The sequence below is a fragment of the Mycobacterium sp. E1715 genome, assembly GCF_001667625.1.
In the GTDB taxonomy this organism is placed as follows: Bacteria; Actinomycetota; Actinomycetes; order Mycobacteriales; family Mycobacteriaceae; genus Mycobacterium.
In genome coordinates, this window is record NZ_LZJJ01000515.1 from 1 (window position 1) to 17,829 (window position 17,829).

Annotated in this window: 10 protein-coding genes and 1 pseudogene; all 11 read right to left on the reverse strand. The window is 72.4% G+C overall.

Translation table 11 applies throughout. The features are described from left to right. The coding region (locus A9X03_RS25200) for a type I polyketide synthase (RefSeq protein WP_197696144.1) at positions 1-1,771 on the reverse strand (1,771 nt) is incomplete at its 3' end. A gap of 7 nt (positions 1,772-1,778) precedes the next feature. Then, positions 1,779-8,132: a type I polyketide synthase gene (locus A9X03_RS25205; RefSeq protein ID WP_068263529.1), complete on the reverse strand. Its 6,354-nt coding sequence runs from the start codon at positions 8,130-8,132 to the stop codon at positions 1,779-1,781. Between the two features lie 44 nt (positions 8,133-8,176). After that, complete coding sequence (locus tag A9X03_RS25210; protein ID WP_067754907.1) at positions 8,177-9,238, reverse strand: type III polyketide synthase; 1,062 nt, start codon at positions 9,236-9,238, stop codon at positions 8,177-8,179. A 108-nt stretch (positions 9,239-9,346) separates the two neighbouring features. Then, positions 9,347-10,765: an argininosuccinate lyase gene (gene argH, locus A9X03_RS25215; protein WP_068263532.1), complete on the reverse strand. Its 1,419-nt coding sequence runs from the start codon at positions 10,763-10,765 to the stop codon at positions 9,347-9,349. After that, the gene (locus tag A9X03_RS25220) at positions 10,762-11,970 is read right to left on the reverse strand and encodes an argininosuccinate synthase (protein WP_068263535.1); all 1,209 of its coding nucleotides are present in this window, start codon (positions 11,968-11,970) and stop codon (positions 10,762-10,764) included. Before A9X03_RS25220 ends, argH begins: the two co-directional genes overlap by 4 nt. A 19-nt stretch (positions 11,971-11,989) precedes the next feature. Next, positions 11,990-12,484, reverse strand: a complete 495-nt coding sequence (locus A9X03_RS25225; protein WP_067754896.1) for an arginine repressor — start codon at positions 12,482-12,484, stop codon at positions 11,990-11,992. Next, positions 12,481-13,410, reverse strand: a complete 930-nt coding sequence (gene argF / locus A9X03_RS25230; protein ID WP_068263537.1) for an ornithine carbamoyltransferase — start codon at positions 13,408-13,410, stop codon at positions 12,481-12,483. The genes A9X03_RS25225 and argF overlap by 4 nt, the downstream gene beginning before the upstream one ends. Next, the gene (locus A9X03_RS25235; RefSeq protein ID WP_082974572.1) at positions 13,407-14,585 is read right to left on the reverse strand and encodes an acetylornithine transaminase; all 1,179 of its coding nucleotides are present in this window, start codon (positions 14,583-14,585) and stop codon (positions 13,407-13,409) included. The genes argF and A9X03_RS25235 overlap by 4 nt, the downstream gene beginning before the upstream one ends. A 64-nt stretch (positions 14,586-14,649) precedes the next feature. After that, on the reverse strand, positions 14,650-15,537 hold the full coding sequence (gene argB, locus A9X03_RS25240; protein ID WP_067754887.1) for an acetylglutamate kinase: 888 nt from the start codon (positions 15,535-15,537) through the stop codon (positions 14,650-14,652). Continuing rightward, positions 15,534-16,745 carry a bifunctional glutamate N-acetyltransferase/amino-acid acetyltransferase ArgJ gene (gene argJ / locus A9X03_RS25245; protein WP_068263544.1) on the reverse strand — a complete coding sequence of 404 codons (1,212 nt, stop codon included), beginning with the start codon at positions 16,743-16,745 and terminating at the stop codon, positions 15,534-15,536. The genes argB and argJ overlap by 4 nt, the downstream gene beginning before the upstream one ends. Next, a pseudogene (gene argC, locus A9X03_RS25250) lies at positions 16,742-17,801 on the reverse strand (N-acetyl-gamma-glutamyl-phosphate reductase). The gene argJ and the pseudogene argC overlap by 4 nt, the downstream one beginning before the upstream one ends. Positions 17,802-17,829: the final 28 nt, after the last annotated feature.

Genomic DNA, 17,829 nt, shown 5'->3' on the forward strand with positions numbered 1-17,829 from the left:
CGAAGGCCTGGGCGAAGGCCGGAAAGCGTTGGTACAGCTCCCGTCCCATCCCGAGCCGCTGGGAGCCCTGGCCGGGGAACACGAACACGCGCTTACCGACCGGGCGGGTTCGCCCGACCGCCGCGCCCGGGCCGGGCGCCCCGGACGCCACCCCGGCCAGCCCCGCCATCAGGGCGTCCCGGTCGCCGCCCACCAGCACGGCGCGGTGCTCCAGGGCCGCCCGGGTAGTGGCCAGCGACCAGCCCACGTCCACGGCGCGCAGAGCGGGCTCGGCGTCCAGGTATGCCAAGAGCCGCCCGGCCTGCGCGGCCAACGCCTCGGCCGACCGGGCCGACACCACCCATGGCAGCACCGCGTCCGGTTGATCATGTTGAGCTGCAACGGGTTCCGGCTCGGCGGGCGGCTGCTCGACGATTACGTGGGCGTTCGTCCCGCTGATCCCGAACGACGACACCCCCGCGCGGCGCTGCCCGTCGCGCGCCGGCCACGACCGGGGTTCGGTCAGCACCGACACCGCGCCCGAGGACCAGTCCACGTGCGGCGACGGCACATCCACGTGCAGCGTCTTGGGCGCCACCCCATGCCGCATCGCCTGGATCATCTTGATCACGCCGGCCACCCCCGCGGCGGCCGACGTGTGACCGATGTTGGACTTGATCGATCCCAGCCACAGCGGCCGGTCCGCCGGCCGGTCCTGCCCGTAGGTCGCCAGCAGGGCCTGGGCCTCGATCGGATCGCCCAGAACCGTTCCGGTGCCGTGGCCTTCGACCACGTCGACGTCCGCAGCGGTCAGCCCGGCGTCGGCCAGGGCCGCCCGGATCACCCGCTGCTGGGACGGCCCGTTCGGTGCGGTCAGCCCGTTGGAGGCGCCGTCCTGGTTGACCGCCGAACCGCGCAGCACCGCGACCACCGGATGCCCCAGCCGTCGCGCGTCGGCGAGGCGCTCCAGCACCAGGACGCCCGCGCCCTCCGACCACGACGTGCCGTCCGCGGCGCCGGCGTAAACCTTGCACCGGCCGTCGGGGGCCAGCGCCCGTTGCCGGCTGAATTCCACGAACGCGGCCGGGGTGGCCATCACCGTCACGCCTCCGGCGAGCGCCAGGTCACACTCCCCCGAGCGCAGCGACTGTGCCGCCAAATGCATGGCCACCAGCGAGGACGAACACGCCGTATCGATCGACACCGCGGGGCCTTCCAGCCCCAGCACGTACGACACCCGCCCCGAGGTCACGCTCAGGGTCGAACCGGTCAGCCCGTAGCCCTCCAGCTCTCCCTTCACCTCGCCGCCGTAGCCGGCGTGGATGACCCCGGCGAACACGCCGGTCGCCGAGCCGCGCAAGGCCAGCGGGTCAATCCCCGCCCGCTCCAACGCCTCCCAGGAGATCTCCAGCATCAACCGCTGCTGGGGATCCATCGCCAGGGCCTCGCTGGGGCCCACCCCGAAGAAGCCCGCGTCGAAGGCCGCGGCGTCGCGCAGGAAGCTGCCCTGGCGGGTGTACATCTTCCCGGCCGCGTCGGGATCCGGGTCGTAGAGCCCCTCGACATCCCAGCCGCGATCCGCCGGGAAGTCCGACACCGTGTCGCGGCCGTCGTTCACCAGCTCCCACAGCGCCTCCGGCGAATCGACCCCGCCGGCGTACCGGCACGCCATGCCCACCACCGCGATCGGTTCGGACAGCTTGCCTTCCAGCTCCGCTACGCGTCGCCGCGCCCGACGGAGATCCGCCGTCAGGCGTTTCAGGTAGTCGACGTGCTGCGTGGTATCCGGCATCGCGGTCTCAGCGGCCGAGTTCTTCATCGAGGATGGCAAAGAGTTGGCTTTCGCTGGCGGCGTCGAGGTCGGCGTCGAGGCCCTCGGGGTCGAGGTGATCGGCGGGGCCCACGGCCGCGAGCAGAGTCTGCAGGCGGGCCCGCAGCGCCGCCCTGTCGGATGGGTCCCAGTCGGTCCGGCCGAGCAACGCCTGCAATTCGCGGGTGATGTCGGTGAAGCGGGCCATCAGGTCGGGCTGGTCGTCAACCGGGTCGGCGGACAGGTGGCCGTCGAGGTGCCCGGCCAGCGCGGCCGGCGTGGGGTAGTCGAAGATCAGCGTGGGCGAAAGGGTAAGGCCGGTAGCCGTTTTCAGCCGGTTGCGCAGTTCGACCGCGGTGAGCGAATCGAAGCCGAGGTCGCCGAAGGCGCGGCCCGGGTCGATGTCGGCGGGGTTGGGCAGGCCCAGCACGGTCGCCGCGTTCGCGCGGACCAGGTCGACCAGCTCGCGGTGGCGGGCCTCGGGGGTCAGGCCGTGCAGGCGCGCGGCGAGACCGGTCAGCAGGGCGGTCGCGTCGGCGTCGTCGACGACGCGGCGGGTGGTGCGGGTGGCCAGCTCGCTCAGCAGCGGCGGCAGCGCGGCGGCGTTGTCGGACAGGGCGATCCGATCCAGGCGGGCGGCCATCAGCACCGGGGCCTCGAGCAGCATGCCGGCGTCGAAGGATTCCAGCGCCTGCTGGGTGGACAGTGGCGCGATGCCGAGCCGGCTCATCCGGGCCTTGTCGCGCTCGCCGAGGTGCGCCGTCATCGCCGACGCCTGCTCCCACAGGCCCCAGGCCAGCGACAGGCCCGCGAGCCCGTGCGCCCGCCGGTGGGTGCACAGGCCGTCGAGGAAGCTGTTGGCCGCCGCGTAGTTGGCTTGGCCCGGGGTGCCGACGATGCCGGCCATCGACGAGAACACCACGAACGCCGACAGATCCAGGTCCCGGGTCAGCTCGTGCAGGTGCCAGGCCCCGTCGACCTTGGCCCGCAGCACCGCGTCCACCCGGTCCGGGGTCAGCGAGGCGATCAGCCCGTCGTCGAGGACGCCGGCCGCGTGCACCACACCGCGCAGCGGATACCGCGCCGGAACCTGGGCCAGCATCGCCGCGACGGCGTCTCGGTCCGCGACGTCGCAGGCGACCACCGACACCTCGGCGCCCGCCTCCCGCAACTCGTCCACCAGCTCCGCGACTCCCGCGGCCCCCGCGCCGGCCCGGCTGGCCAGCATCACGTGGCCGACGCGGTAGCGGTCGACGAGGTGGCGGGCCAGCGCCGAACCGGCCATGCCGGTGCCGCCGGTGATCACCACGCTGCCGCCGGCCAGCCCGCCACAGCCGCTGAGCACGGCGCCGGGCCCGGACGGGATGGTCAGCGCGACCTTGCCGATGTGCCGGGCCTGGCTGACGAACCGGTACGCCGCCGAAGCGCAGCGGACGTCGAAGGTTTTGAGCGGCAACGGTGTCACGGCGCCATCGCGCATCAGATCCACGATCTGGGCCAGCATCGCCGCGGTGCGGTCGGGCCCGGCCTCCAGCAGGTCGAAGGCCTGGTACCGCGCGCCTCGATGCTCCTCGGCGACGACGCGCGGGTCGCGGACGTCGGTCTTGCCCATCTCGATGAGCCGCCCGCCGGGGGCCAAGAGCCGGAGCGACGCGTCCGTGAACTCACCGGCCAGCGAGTTGAGCACCACGTCGACCCCGGCCCCGCCGGTGGCCGCCGAGAACTTCTCCGCGAAGTCCAGCGTCCGCGAATCGCCGATGTGGTCGTCGTCGAAGCCCATGGCGCGCAGGGTGTCCCACTTGCCGCGGCTCGCGGTCGCGAACACCTCCGCGCCCCAGTGCCGCGCCAGCTGGACCGCGGCCATGCCAACCCCACCGGTGGCGGCGTGCACCAGCACCCGCTCGCCGGCCCGCAGGCCGGCCAGCACCGACAACCCGTAGAGCGCGGTGAGAAACACCACCGGGACACCCGCGGCCGTGACCAGCGACCAGCCCTGCGGCACCGGCGTGACCAATCGCCGGTCCACCACCGCCTCGGAACCGACCACGCCAAGCAGCCCCATCACCGCATCGCCGACCGCCAGGCCCTCGACGCCCGGACCGACCTCGACGACCACGCCGGCGCCCTCGGCCCCCAACTGTCCGCCGCCCGGGTACATGCCCAAGGCCACCAACACATCCCGGAAGTTCACGCCCACCGCGGCCACGGCCACGCGAACCTGCCCGGCCTCCAGTTCCACCCGCGGGCTCGGGGCCACCACCAGGTCCTCCAGCGTGCCCCCGCCGCCCGCGTCCAGCCGCCAGTCACCGGGCGGCAGCCGCAACACCGATCCGCCGCGGGCCTGCCGCATCCGGGCCGCGTAGGCCACGCCCGCGCGGACCACCAATTGCGGCTCGCCGCAACCGATCACGGCGCGGGCGTCCAACGAGCCGTCGGAGTCGATCAGCACCACCCGGCCCGGCTGCTCGGCCTGCGCCGAGCGGACCAGCCCCCACACCGCCGCACCGGCCAGGTCCGCCACGTCCTCACCGGCGAGCGCGACCGCCCCGCGGGTCTGCACCGCCAGCGTCCCGGACTCCGGATCGGCCAACCACGACTGCAGGACGCCGAGCGCCTCGGTGGTGGCCGCGTGCACGGACCGGACCGCGTGGGCGCCGTGCGCGCCCGGCTCCCACAGCGTGGCGTCGAAGCCCTTGTCGCTCAACGGTATCGGCGACCAGGCCACCTCGAAGAGCCCCTCGGCGGGCGCGGCGGCCGCGGCCAGCTGCCCGGCCGAGACCGGGCGCATCGCCAGCGATCGCACCGACAACACCGGCAGCCCGGACCCGTCGGCCAATTCGACCGACACCGCCCCGGTGCCGGACGGCGCTATCCGGACCCGCGCCCGCGAGGCGCCGCCCGCGTGCAGCGACACCCCCTGCCAGGAGAACGGCAACACGGTTTGCCCTTGTTCGGCGGCGACGCCCATCGCGTGCAGCGCCGCGTCCAGCAACACCGGATGTATCCCGAAGCCGCCGTCCTGACCGCCTGCCTCGTCCGGCACGGCGACGTCGGCGAAGATCTCGTCCCCCCGCCGCCACATCGCGTGCAGCCCACGGAAGGACCGGCCGTACTCGTAGCCGCGATCCGCGAGCCGCGCGTAGCCGTCGGCCACGTCCACCGGCGTCGCCCCCGCCGGCGGCCACACCGACAGGTCGGCGGACGGCGCGACCGCCGCCGGGCGCACCGAGCCGTGCGCGTGCAGCACCCACTCCGATTGCGCGCCCGCCGAATACACCGACAGCTCGCGCTCCCCCGACGCGGCGGGCGCGCCGACCACCACCTGCACCTGCACGCCGTCGGTCGCCGGCAGCACCAACGGGGCCGACAACGTCAGCTCCTCGATCGCCCCGCATCCGACCTCGTCGCCGGCGCGGATGGCCAGCTCCACGAACGCCGCGCCGGGGAACAACACGGTGCCGCCGACCGCGTGGTCGGCCAGCCACGGCTGAGCAGCCGTCGACAGCCGGCCGGTCAGCACCACCCCGCCGGAGTCGGGCCGCTGCACCACCGCGCCGACCAGCGCGTGCCGGGCGCCGGCCAGGCCCAGGGTGGCCACGTCGCCCGAACCGGTGGAGCCGCCCGGCAGCCAGAAGCGCTGCCGCGCAAAGCCGTACGTGGGCAGGTCGACGCGACGGCCGCCCAAACCGGCGATCGCGGCGCGCCAGTCCACGGGCACGCCCGCCACGTGGGCCTGGCCCGCCGAGAGCCAGAACCGTTGCAGCGAACCGTCGTCGCGCCCCAGCGACGGGACCACCAAAGCGCCGGCGCCGCAGTCGGTCACGGTGTCCTCGACGGCGGCCAGCAGCACCGGGTGCGGGCTGGATTCGACGAAGACCCCGTACCCGGCGCCGCACGCGTTGCGCACGGCGCGCTCGAACTGGACGGTCTGCCGGATGCTGCGGTACCAGTAGTCGGCGTCCAGGGCGGCGGTGTCGAGCAGTTCGCCGGTCACCGTGGAGAACAACGCGACCGAGGACGTTCGCGGCGCGATGCCGACCAGCGCCTCGGCCAGCGCCGGACGAATCGCGTCCACGTGCCGGGAGTGGGAGGCGTAGTCCACGTCGATGCGGCGGGCGCGCACGCCGTCGGCCTCACAACGGACCATCAACTCGTCGAGGGCGCCCACCTCACCGGACACCACCACCGCCGAAACCCCGTTGACGGCAGCGACATTCAACCGCTCGCCCCATCCGGCGATCAATTCCTCGGCCCGGCCCAGCCCGCATGCCAGCGACACCATGCCGCCCGCACCGGACAATTCCACCAGCAGCCGGCTGCGCAGCGCCACCACCCGGGCCGCGTCCTCCAGCGAGAGGGCGCCGGCCACATACGCCGCCGCGATCTCGCCCTGGGAGTGACCGATCACCGCGTCGGGGACGACGCCCACCGAGCGCCACAACTCGGCCAGCGACACCATCACCGCCCACAGCGCCGGCTGCACCACGTCCACCCGGTCCAAGCCCGGCGCGCCGGGCGCACCGCGGATCACGTCGACCAGCGACCAGTCGAGGTGTTCGGCGAGCGCCTTCTCGCAACGCTGCAGGTGTTCGGCGAAAACGGCCGAGCTGTCCAGCAATTCGGCTCCCATGCCGGCCCACTGCGACCCCTGCCCCGGGAACACGAACACCGTCTTGCCGACCGGCTGCGCCCGGCCCACCGCCGCGCCCGCACCCGGTTCGCCGGCCGCCACCTCGGCCAGCCCCGCGGCCAGACGCTCGCGGTCGGCGCCCACCAGCACCGCGCGGTGCTCGAAACGCGACCGCGTCGACACCAACGACCACGCCACGTCGACCACCCGCAGACCCGGGTCGTCGTTCACCCGGGCCAGCAGCCGGGACGCCTGGTTGGCCAGCGCGTCGGTCGATCGGGCCGACAGCACCCACGGCGCGGGGGCGTCATCACCCGCCGGCGCGGGGCTTTCGGGCGGCGGCTGCTCGATGATGACGTGGGCGTTGGTGCCGCTGATCCCGAAGGACGACACCCCCGCGCGGCGAGGCCGGTCCCGCGCCGGCCAGTCCCGCGCCTCGGTCAGTAGCGACACCGCCCCCGCCGACCAATCCACGTGCGGCGTAGGCACATCCACGTGCAACGTCTTGGGCATCACCCCGTGGCGGATCGCCTGCACTATCTTGATCACCCCGCCGGCGCCGGCCGCCGCCGACGTGTGACCCATGTTGGACTTGATCGACCCCAGCCACAGCGGCTCGGACCGGTCCTGCCCGTACGTCGCCAAAACCGCCTGCGCCTCGATCGGATCCCCGAGGGTGGTGCCCGTCCCGTGTCCCTCCACCAGGTCCACGTCCGCCGCCCGCAGGCGCGCGTCGGCCAGCGCGGCGCGGATCACCCGTTGCTGCGACGGCCCGTTCGGCGTCGCCAGCCCGTTCGAGGCGCCGTCCTGGTTGACCGCGGATCCGCGCAGCAGCGCCAGCACGGTATGCCCCGACCGCTGCGCGTCGGACAACCGTTCCAGCACCAGCACGCCGACGCCTTCGGAGAAACCGGTGCCGTCGGCGGCGCCCGCGTACGCCTTGCACCGCCCGTCGGCGGCCAGCGCACGCTGCCGGCTGAACTCGATGAACATCGCCGGGGTGGCCATCACCGTCACGCCGCCGGCCAGCGCCAGGTCGCACTCGCCGGCCCGCAGCGATCGCGCCGCCAGGTGCATGGCCACCAACGACGACGAGCAGGCCGTGTCGACGGAAATGGCCGGGCCCTCCAGGCCCAGTTCGTAGGCAACCCGGCCCGATGCCACGCTCAGCGTCGAACCGCGCAGCCCGTAGCGCTCCAGGTGGCCCGGCACCCTGCCCTGGCCGCCGTACGAGCCGTGGAAGATGCCGGCGAACACGCCGGTGGCCGAACCGCGCAGGGTGACGGGGTCAATCCCGGCCCGCTCCAACGCCTCCCAGGACACCTCCAGCAACAGCCGTTGCTGCGGGTCCATCGCGAGCGCCTCGCTGGGCGCGATGCCGAAGAACGCGGCGTCGAAGTCGGCCACGTCGGCCAGGAAGCCGCCGCAGCGGGCATAGGACTTGCCCACCGCGTCGGGGTCGGGATCGAACAGGCCAACCAGGTTCCAGCCGCGGTCGGCCGGGAAGTCCGAGACCACATCGCGGCCCTCGGCCACCATCCGCCACAGGGCCTCCGGCGAATCCACCCCACCCGGGTACCTGCAACCCATCCCCACCACCGCCACCGGTTCGGTTGCCGCGGCGAGGTATTCGCGGGCCTCGCGCTTCAGCCGCTCGTTTTCCTTGAGCGAGGCGCGGAGGGCCTTAACGAGCTCCTCGGGGTCGGCGGTCATGACAGCACTGAAGGTGTGGGGGGCACAGGAAGCAACGCCTTAGTTCAGTGCCAGCGCAGCAACACGAGTTCGGAGCAGAATCCCGGACCCATCGCGATCATCAGGCCGGGGCTCCCGCTGGGCGGCGGCTTGGCCAGCGTGTCCCGCAGCACGTGCAGCACCGAGGCCGACGAAAGATTGCCGATCTCACCCAGCGAGCGCCAGGTCAGTTCAAGCGCGTCGGGCGGAAGGCTCAGGCTCGCGTTGATGGCGTCGATGATCTTCGGGCCGCCGGGATGGCTGACCCAGGCGCCGATGTCGGTCGTCGTCAGCCCGTGGGCGCCGAGGAAGCCGGTGACGTCCTGCTCAATGTGCTCCTCGACCACCTCGGCCAGGTCCTTGGCCAGGACCAGCTCGAACCCGGCCGCGCCGACGTCGTAGCCCATGGTGCGCAGCGAATCGGGGTAGAGCGTGCTGCGCGAGTCCAGGATGCTGGGCCCGCCCGCGGCCACCTTTTCCGCGCGCCGCTCGCCGACGGCGACCACCGCGCCCGCCCCGTCGGCGAACAGCGCGCTGCCGACCAGGCCGGGCAGCGACGGCTTGTATCCCGGATAGGTCAGGGAGCAGAGCTCGACCGAGATCAGGGCCGCGGCGGCGTCGGGCGCCCCGCGCAGGTAGTCGTGCAGCCGGGCCACGCCCGCGGCGCCGGCCACACAACCGAGGCCGAACAGCGGCACGCGGCGCACGTCGTCGCGCAGGCCCAGCCGCCCGGCGATCCGGGCGTCCAGGGACGGCACCGCGAGGCCGGTGACCGTCGTCGTGATCAACACGTCCAGGTCCTGCGGCCGCATGCCGGCCTCGTCGAGGGCGCCCGAGAGGGCCTCGCAGCCGAGGTCGACGGCGTTTTCGATGAAGATGCGGTTCGCCTGGCCGAAGTCAGTCAGCGCGGGATAGCGCTCCAGCGGCAGCACCAGGTGGCGGCTGTTGACCTTGGCGCTGGCGTGCAACTGCCGGACGATGTCCTCGTAGCCCTCGAATTCGGGGATGCTGACGAAGAAGTCCGTGAGCTCGCGCTGGGAGTAGCGATACGGCGGCAAGGCACCGAATACGCCGGCAACGACGCTCATTGGTCCCACCCCTTGGTGACGAAGTTCTGGCCCGACAGGTTCAGCCGCATCGCTTGAGCGGGAATTCTAGTCCGGTTCAAATTTACCGGCGCGTAAATCGGCGTCATCTCATGCCCCGCCGCCGAGCCGCGCTCTGAGCTGCTCACACTCGGCCAGGACGGCTTCGAGCTGCTCGGCGACCCGGGCGGGGGCGGTCCCACCCCGCCGGTCGCGCGAGGACACCGAGCCCTCGATCGTCAACACCTCGCGCACCTCGGGCGTCAGCTCGGGGCTGATGGCGGCCAATTCGTCGTCGGTGAGCTCGTCGAGCCCGACGGCGCGCCCCTCGGCCGCGCGCACGGCGGCCCCGGCGGCCTCGTGTGCGGACCGGAACGGCACGCCCCGGCGCACCAGCCATTCGGCGATGTCGGTGGCCAGCGTGTACCCGGCCGGGGCCAGCGCCGCCATCCGCTCGACGTCGAACGTCAGGCTGGCCACCAGGCCCGCCATCGCCGGCAGCACCAGCTCCAGCTGGGCCACCGAGTCGAAGACCGGCTCCTTGTCCTCCTGCAGGTCACGGTTGTAGGCCAGCGGCTGCGCCTTCAGCGTCGCCAGCAGCCCGGCCAGGTTACCGATCAGCCGCCCGGACTTCCCGCGGGCCAGCTCGGCGATGTCGGGGTTCTTCTTCTGCGGCATGATCGAGCTGCCGGTGGACCACGAATCGTGCAGCCGGACGTAGCCGAACTCCGTCGAGCTCCACAGGATGATGTCCTCGGCCAGCCGCGACAGGTCCACCGCGATCATCGCGAACACGAACGCGGCCTCGGCGGCGAAATCCCGGGCCGCGGTCGCGTCGATGGAGTTGTCCGCGGCCTCCGCAAAACCCAGCTTGGCGGCGATCGCGTCCGGGTCCAACCCCAGCGACGAGCCGGCCAGCGCCCCGGAGCCGTACGGGGACACCGCGGCCCGCTTGTCGAAGTCCACGATGCGGTCGACGTCGCGCAGCAGCGGGTGCGCGTGGGCGAGCAGGTGGTGGGCCAGCAGGACCGGCTGGGCGGACTGCAGGTGCGTCTTGCCCGGCATGATCGCCGTCGGGTGCGCGGCGGCCTGGGCGGCGAGCGTGGCCACCACCTCCAGCGCCGCGTCGGCGACCCGGCGCACCGCGTCGCGCAGCCACATCCGGAACAGCGTGGCCACCTGGTCGTTGCGCGACCGCCCGGCCCGCAGCCGGCCGCCCAGGTCGGGGCCGACGCGGTCGATCAGCCCGCGCTCCAGCGCGGCGTGCACGTCCTCGTCGGTCACCAGCGGGGTGAAGCTGCCGTCGGCCACGTCCTCGGCCAGGCTGTCCAACCCGGCCAGCAGCCCGTCGCGCTGCTCTTCGGTGAGCAGCCCGGCGTGGAACAGGATCACGGTGTGGGCGCGCGAGGCGACGATGTCGTAGGGGGCCAGCACCCAGTCGAAGTGAGTGGACTTGCTCAGGGCGGCCAGCGCGTCCGACGGGCCGTCGGCGAACCGGCCGCCCCACAGCGAGCCCTCGCGCGTGCTCACGCTTCGTCGGCCGCCAGGTCCCGCCGGGACGCGATCTTCGACGACAGCCCGTGCACGTAGACGAAGCCCTTGGCGGCCGACTGGTCGAAGGAGTCGCCCTCGTCGTAGGTGGCCAGGTTGAAGTCGTAGAGCGACTGCGCGCTGCGCCGGCCGTTGACGGCGATGTGCCCGCCGTGCAACACCATTCGGATCTCGCCCGTGACGTGCTCCTGGGTCTTTTCGACGAAGGCTTCCAGCGCGGTCTTCAGTGGCGAGTACCAAAGTCCGTCGTAGACCAGCTCGGCCCAGCGCTGGTCGGTGTGCCGCTTGAACCGGCCCAGTTCGCGTTCCAGCGTGACGTGCTCGAGCTCGGTGTGCGCGGTGATCAGCACCATCGCGCCGGGAGCCTCGTAGATCTCGCGGCTCTTGATGCCCACGAGCCGGTCCTCGACCACGTCGAGCCGACCGACCCCCTGGCAGCCGGCGCGGCGGTTGAGCTCCTCGATGGCGGCCAGCACCGACACCGGTTTGCCGTCGATGGACACCGGGATCCCGCGCTCGAACCCGACGATCACCTCGTCGGGCGTGTTCCAGTTGATCGTGGGATCTTCGGTGTAGGCGTAGATGTCCTTGGTGGGCGCGTTCCAAAGGTGTTCCAGGAAGCCGGTTTCCACGGCGCGGCCCCACACGTTCTGGTCGATGGAAAACGGTGAGCGCTTGGTCACGTTGATCGGGATGGCGTTCTCCTCGGCGAACGCGATCGCCTTCTCCCGGGTCCACGCGTAGTCGCGGACGGGCGCCAGCACCTCCAAATCCGGTGCCAGCGAAGCGAATCCGACCTCGAACCGGACCTGGTCGTTGCCCTTGCCGGTGCAGCCGTGCGCGACGGTGGTGCCGCCGTGCTCGCGGGCGGCCGCCACCAGGTGCTTGGCGATCAGCGGCCGGCTGATGGCCGACACCAGCGGGTAGCGGTCCATGTAGAGCGCGTTGCTCAGGATGGTGGGCAGGCAGTAGCCCTCGGCGAACTCGTCCCGGGCGTCGACGACGACGGCCTCCACCGCGCCGCAGTCCAGGGCGCGCTGGCGGACGACCTCCATGTCCTCGCCGCCCTGGCCGAGGTCGATCGCCACGGCCACCACCTCGCGGCCGGTCTCCTTGCCGATCCAGCTGATCGCGACCGACGTGTCCAGCCCGCCGGAATACGCCAGGATGACGCGATCTGACATGAACCAATCTCCTTAGTTTTTAGGTGAGCTCTTCCAGGGTGCGGGCCAGCTCGGCGCCGGTCATCGGCTCTCGGGCGGCCACGAAGACGGTGTCGTCACCGGCGATGGTGCCGACGACGTACGGTAGCGCCGCGCGGTCGATCGCGCTGGCCAAATAGTTGGCGCCGCCCGGCGGGGTGCGCAGCACCGCAAGGTTGGCGCTGGCGTCGGCCGACACCAGCAGCTCGCTCAGCAGCCGGGACAGCCGCGCGGTGCCGCCGGACACCCCGCGCACCGGGCTGCCGTCCTCGGGAACGATGTAGACCCCGACGCCGCCGTCGGCGCCGCGCAGCTTCACCGCGCCCAGCTCCTCGAGGTCGCGCGACAGCGTGGCCTGGGTGACCTCGATGCCCTCGTCGGCCAGCCGGGCCGCCAGCTCGCTCTGGCTGCTGATGGACGCCGACGACAGGATCGCGACGATGCGGTCCTGCCGGCCGGCCCGGGTGATTTCGGCGGTGGCCTTCGAGCGGGTCATTGCGCCCGCTCCAGCAGCCACACCAGCAGCGCCTTCTGGGCGTGCAGCCGGTTCTCGGCCTCGTCCCACACCACGCTGGCCGGCCCGTCCATCACGGCGTCGGTGATCTCGTCACCACGGTGGGCCGGAAGGCAATGCAGCACAATGGCTTCCGGGTCGGCGAGGTCCAGCAGCCGCTCGTTGACCTGGAACGGCCGAAACGGTGTGAGGCGGTCGAGCCCGTCGTCCTCCTGCCCCATCGACGTCCAGGTGTCGGTCACCAGGACGTCGGCGCCGCGCGCGGCCGCGTCGGCGTCGGCGGTGAGGGTGACCGAGGCGCCGGTGGATTCGGCGCGTTGGGTCGCGGCCGCGACGAAGGCCGGGGCGGGGGCGAAGCCGTCCGGCGCGGCGATCGTGACGTGCACGCCGGCGGTGACCCCGCCCAGCAGCAGCGAGTGGGCCATGTTGTTGGCGCCGTCGCCGAGGTAGGACATCCGCAGTCCCGCGAGCGATCCCTTGTGTTCGGTGATGGTCTGCAGGTCGGCGAGCACCTGGCAGGGATGGAAGTCGTCGGAGAGCGCGTTGACCACCGGCACCGTCGCCGCCTCGGCCATGGCCTCGAGCCGGCCCTGTTCGAAGGTCCGCCACACGATCGCGTCGACGTAGCGGGACAGCACCCGCGCGGTGTCGCCCAGCGTCTCGTCGCGGCCCAGCTGGGTGCTGCGGGCGTCGACGACGACGGCGTGCCCGCCGAGCTGGGCGATGCCCACTTCGAAGGAGAACCGGGTGCGGGTGGAGTTCTTGTCGAAGAGCACCGCGACGCCGCGCGGCCCCTCCAGCGGGCGCCAGCCGAACGGGTCCTTCTTGAGTTCGGCGGCCAGCTGCAGCACCTCGGCCTGCTCCTGGGGGGACAGGTCGTCGTCGCGCAGGAAATGGCGCGGTGTCATGCCGCGGCCCTGTCCAGGATGCCCGGCAGGGCCGCGACGAAGCCGTCGAGCTGGGATTCGGTGACGATCAGGGGCGGCGCCAGCCGGATGACGTCGGGCGCGGCGGCGTTGACCAGGAACCCGGCCGCGCGCGCGGCGCTTTCGGCCTCCTTGGCCCGCGGCGCGGTCAGCACGATGCCCTGCAGCAACCCACGGCCGCGGACGTGGTCGACCAGCGGGTGATTCAGCGATTCGATGCCGTGCCGCACCGACTTGCCCAGCACCTCGGCGTGCCGGGTCAGGTCCTCGTCCGCGATCACCCGCAGCACCGCCCGCGCCGCAGCCGCGCAGATCGGGTTGCCGCCGAAGGTGCTGCCGTGCAGGCCGGGGGTCATCAGCTCGGCGGCCGACCCGACGGCCAGGCAGGCGCCGATCGGCAGGCCGCCGCCGAGCCCCTTGGCCATGGTGACGACGTCGGGTGTGATGCCTTCGTGCTGATGGGCGAAAAAGGCTCCGGTGCGGCCCATTCCGGTCTGCACCTCGTCGAGCACCAGCAGCGCGCCATGCCGCGAGGTGATGTCGCGGGCGGCGGTCAGGTAACCCTCGGGCGGGACGACGACGCCGCCCTCCCCCATGATCGGCTCGAGGAAGACCGCGGCGGTGGCGTCGTCGACCGCGGCGGCCAGCGCGTCGGCGTCCCCGTAGGGCATGTGCGTGACGTATCCCGGCAGTGGCTCGAACGGCGCCTGCTTACTCGGCTGACCGGTCAGCGCCAGCGAGCCCATGGTGCGGCCGTGGAAACCGCCTTGCGCCGCAACCAGTTTCGTGCGTCCGGTCAGCCGCGACAGCTTGAACGCCACCTCGTTGGCCTCGGTCCCCGAATTGCAGAAGAACACCCGCGTCGGCGCCCCGGTTTCGTCGGAGGCGCCCAGCAGGTTCACCAGCTCCTCGGCCAGCGCGACGCCCGGTTCGCTCGCGTACAGGTTGGAGGTGTGGCCCAGCGTCGCCATCTGGTGTGTGACGGCGTCGATGACCGCGGGGTGGCGATGGCCCAGGACGTTGACGGCGATGCCCCCGAGCAGATCCAGGTAGGTGTTGCCGTCCACGTCGGTGACCACGGCGCCGTCACCGCTGGCCAATGCCAGCGGCGGGGTGCCGTAGTTGTTCATCATCACGGCTTCCCAGCGCTGCTGCATCACATCCCCTTCAGTAATACGCCGCTCCTCCCCGTCACTGCGTTCCGCATCGTCGCCGGCGAAGTCACGCGCTCACGACCTTGGTGCCGGTGCCCGCGTCCGTGAAAAGCTCCACCAGCACACAGTGTTCGACCCGCCCGTCGATGACGTGCGCGCTCGGCACGCCCGCCGTGACGGCCCGCAGGCACGCCTCGACCTTGGGGATCATGCCCGCCTCCAGCGTGGGGAGCAGTTGCGAAAGGGTGGCCGTGTCGATCTCGCTGACCAACGAACCGCGATCGGGCCAGCTGGTGTAGAGGCCCTCGACGTCGGTGAGCATCAACAGCTTTTCGGCGCGCAGGGCCTCCGCGAGGGCCGCCGCCGCGGTGTCGGCGTTGATGTTGTGCACCACACCCTCGGCGTCCGGGGCCAGCGTCGACACCACCGGAATGCGGCCCGCCGTAATCAGATCCAGCACCGCGGCGGTGTTGACCCGCTCGACGTCGCCCACCAGCCCGATGTCGGTGGCCACTCCGTCCACGGTGACGCTGCGCCGCACGGCGGTGAACAGCTGCGCGTCCTCCCCGGTGATGCCGACGGCGTACGGCCCGTGCGCGTTGATCAGGTTGACCAGTTCGCGGCCCACCTGGCCGAACAGCACCATCCGCGCCACGTCGAGCACTTCCGGTGTGGTGACCCGGAATCCGCCCTTGAAGTCGCCTTCGATCCCGAGGCGGCGCAGCATGGCGGTGATCTGCGGGCCGCCGCCGTGCACGACGACGGGCAGGATGCCGCAGTTGCGCAGGAAGGCCATGTCGGCAGCGAACGCGTGCCGCAGCGTGTCGTCGGTCATGGCGTTGCCGCCGTACTTGATGACGACGACCTTGCCGTACAGCTGCTTGAGCCAGGGCAGCGCCTCGGCCAGCACCTGGGCCTTGACGGCGGTGGACAACTCGTGAGTGTTGACCGTCATGAGCTGTAGGCCGAGTTCTCTTCGACGTAGGCGTGCGAGAGGTCGGTGGTGCGGACGGCGGCGGTGCCGTCGCCCACCCCCAGGTCGACGGTGATGTCGATGTCGGCGCCGGACAGGTCCACCTCGCGCGCGCCCGGCGCCCCGACCCCGTCGATGCACACGGCAAACCCGTTGAACGACACGGTGATTCGGTCCGGATCCAGCGTCACCGGCGCCATGCCGACGGCGGCCAGCACCCGGCCCCAGTTGGGGTCGGACCCGAAGACCGCGGTCTTGACCAGGCTGTCGCGCGCGATCACCCGCGCGGCGGTCAGCGCGTCGTCCTCGGCGGCGGCCCCGGTCACGGTCACGGTGACGCGTTTGGTGACGCCCTCGGCGTCGGCCTGCAGCTGCGCGCACAGGTCGTCGCACACGCGCAGCACGGCGTCGTCCAGATCGGCCTGGGTCGGGGCGATTTCGCTGGCCCCGGACGCCAGCAGCAGCACGGTGTCGTTGGTCGAACAGCTGCCGTCGATGTCCAGCCGGTCGAAGGTGCGCGCGGTGGCCCGGCGCAGCGCCTGGTCGAGCGCGGCCGGCTCGACGGCCGCGTCGGTGGTGAGCACGCAGAGCATGGTGGCCAGCGACGGCGCCAGCATGCCGGCGCCCTTGGCCATCCCGCCGACGGTCCAGTTGCCGGCGTGGTGCAGCGCAACCTGTTTCGGCACGGTGTCGGTGGTCATGATCGCGCGCGCGGCCTCGTCGCCGCCGCTCAGCCCGCCGGCCATGTCCTGCACGATCGCCCGGACCCCGGCCAGCACCTTGTCCATCGGCAACCGGTCACCGATCAGCCCGGTGGAGCACACCGCGACCTCGATGGCCCCGGTCTCGGTTCCCCAGTCCGACAATGCGGCCGCGACCGCCTCGGCGGTGGCATGGGTGTCCTGGAAGCCGCCCGGGCCGGTGCAGGCGTTGGCGCCGCCGGAGTTGAGGATCACCGCGCGCAAGGCGCCGGTGGTCAGCGCCTGCTGGGTCCACAGCACCGGCGCGGCCTTGACCTTGTTGCGGGTGAACACGCCGGCGGCCGCGTAGTCGGGTCCCTCGTTGAAGACCAGGGCCAGGTCGCGGTTGCCCGACGCCTTGATGCCGGCGGCGATCCCCGCGGCCCGGAACCCGGCCGGCGCGGTGACGCCCTGTTCGCGCACCAAGCGCGCCTCGGCTGTGTGGGTCACGGCGCGACCCCGACCACCGAAAGGCCTTGCGCCTCCGGCCAACCCAGCGCCAAGTTCATCGCCTGCACGGCCGCGCCGCCGGTGCCCTTGACCAGGTTGTCGATGGCGGCGATGGCCACGAACGTCTCGGCGGCCTCGTCCACCGCGACGGCGATGTGCGCCGCGTTGCTGCCGATCACCGAGCCGGTGCGGGGCAGCTGGCCCTCGGGCAGCAGGTAGACGAAAGGCTCCGCGTCGTACGCCTTTTCGTAGGCGGCGCGCAGCTGCGACAGCGGCGCGCGGGTGCGCGCGGTGCAGGTGGCCAGGATGCCGCGCGACGTCGGGATCAGCACCGGGGTGAACGACACGGTGACGTCGCGGTCGCTGACCGCCCGCAGGCCCTGGGCGATCTCGGGGGTGTGCCTATGCGCCCCCGCGATGTTGTAGGCGCGGGCGGACCCGATGACCTCGGAGCCCAGCAGGTCGGTCTTGGCGGCCCGGCCCGCACCCGAGGTGCCGCTGACGGCGACGACGGTGACGGCGGGCTCGATCAGGTCCTCGGCGACCGCGGGGAGCAGCGCCAGCAGCGCCGCGGTCGGGTAGCAGCCCGGCACCGCGATGCGGCGGGCGCCGCGCAGGCGGTCCCGCGCGCCCGGCAGCTCCGGCAGCCCGTAGGGCCAGCTGCCGGCGTGCGGGGACCCATAGAACCGCTCCCAGGCGGCGGCGTCGGTGAGCCGGAAGTCGGCGCCGCAGTCGATGATCACGGTGTCGGGGCCGAGCTGTTCGGCCAGCGCGGCCGAGTGCCCGTGCGGCAGGGCCAGGAACACCACGTGGTGGCCGGCGAGCACCGCGGGTTCGGTGGGCTCGACCACCCGCTGCGCCAGCGGCGTGAGATGCGGGTGGTGCTCGCCGAGCGAGCTGCCCGCGCTGGTCGCGGCGGTCAGCGACCCGATGACGAGGCGTCCGTCGGCGTAGGCCGGATGCCCCAGCAGCAGCCGCAGGATCTCACCGCCCGCATAGCCGCTGGCCCCGGCAACCGCCACCCTCAATACGTCGGCCATTCCGCCGATTCTGCATGGTTATGCAATGCTTTGCAAATCCATTA

Coding starts and splice junctions, on each gene's coding strand:
- A9X03_RS25205 (WP_068263529.1), bottom strand. CDS start 8,132: ATGACCGCCGACCCCGAGGAGCTCGTTAAGGCCCTCCGCGCCTCGCTC.
- A9X03_RS25210 (WP_067754907.1), bottom strand. CDS start 9,238: ATGAGCGTCGTTGCCGGCGTATTCGGTGCCTTGCCGCCGTATCGCTAC.
- A9X03_RS25220 (WP_068263535.1), bottom strand. CDS start 11,970: ATGTCAGATCGCGTCATCCTGGCGTATTCCGGCGGGCTGGACACGTCG.
- A9X03_RS25225 (WP_067754896.1), bottom strand. CDS start 12,484: ATGACCCGCTCGAAGGCCACCGCCGAAATCACCCGGGCCGGCCGGCAG.
- argF (WP_068263537.1), bottom strand. CDS start 13,410: ATGACACCGCGCCATTTCCTGCGCGACGACGACCTGTCCCCCCAGGAG.
- A9X03_RS25235 (WP_082974572.1), bottom strand. CDS start 14,585: ATGCAGCAGCGCTGGGAAGCCGTGATGATGAACAACTACGGCACCCCG.
- argB (WP_067754887.1), bottom strand. CDS start 15,537: ATGACGGTCAACACTCACGAGTTGTCCACCGCCGTCAAGGCCCAGGTG.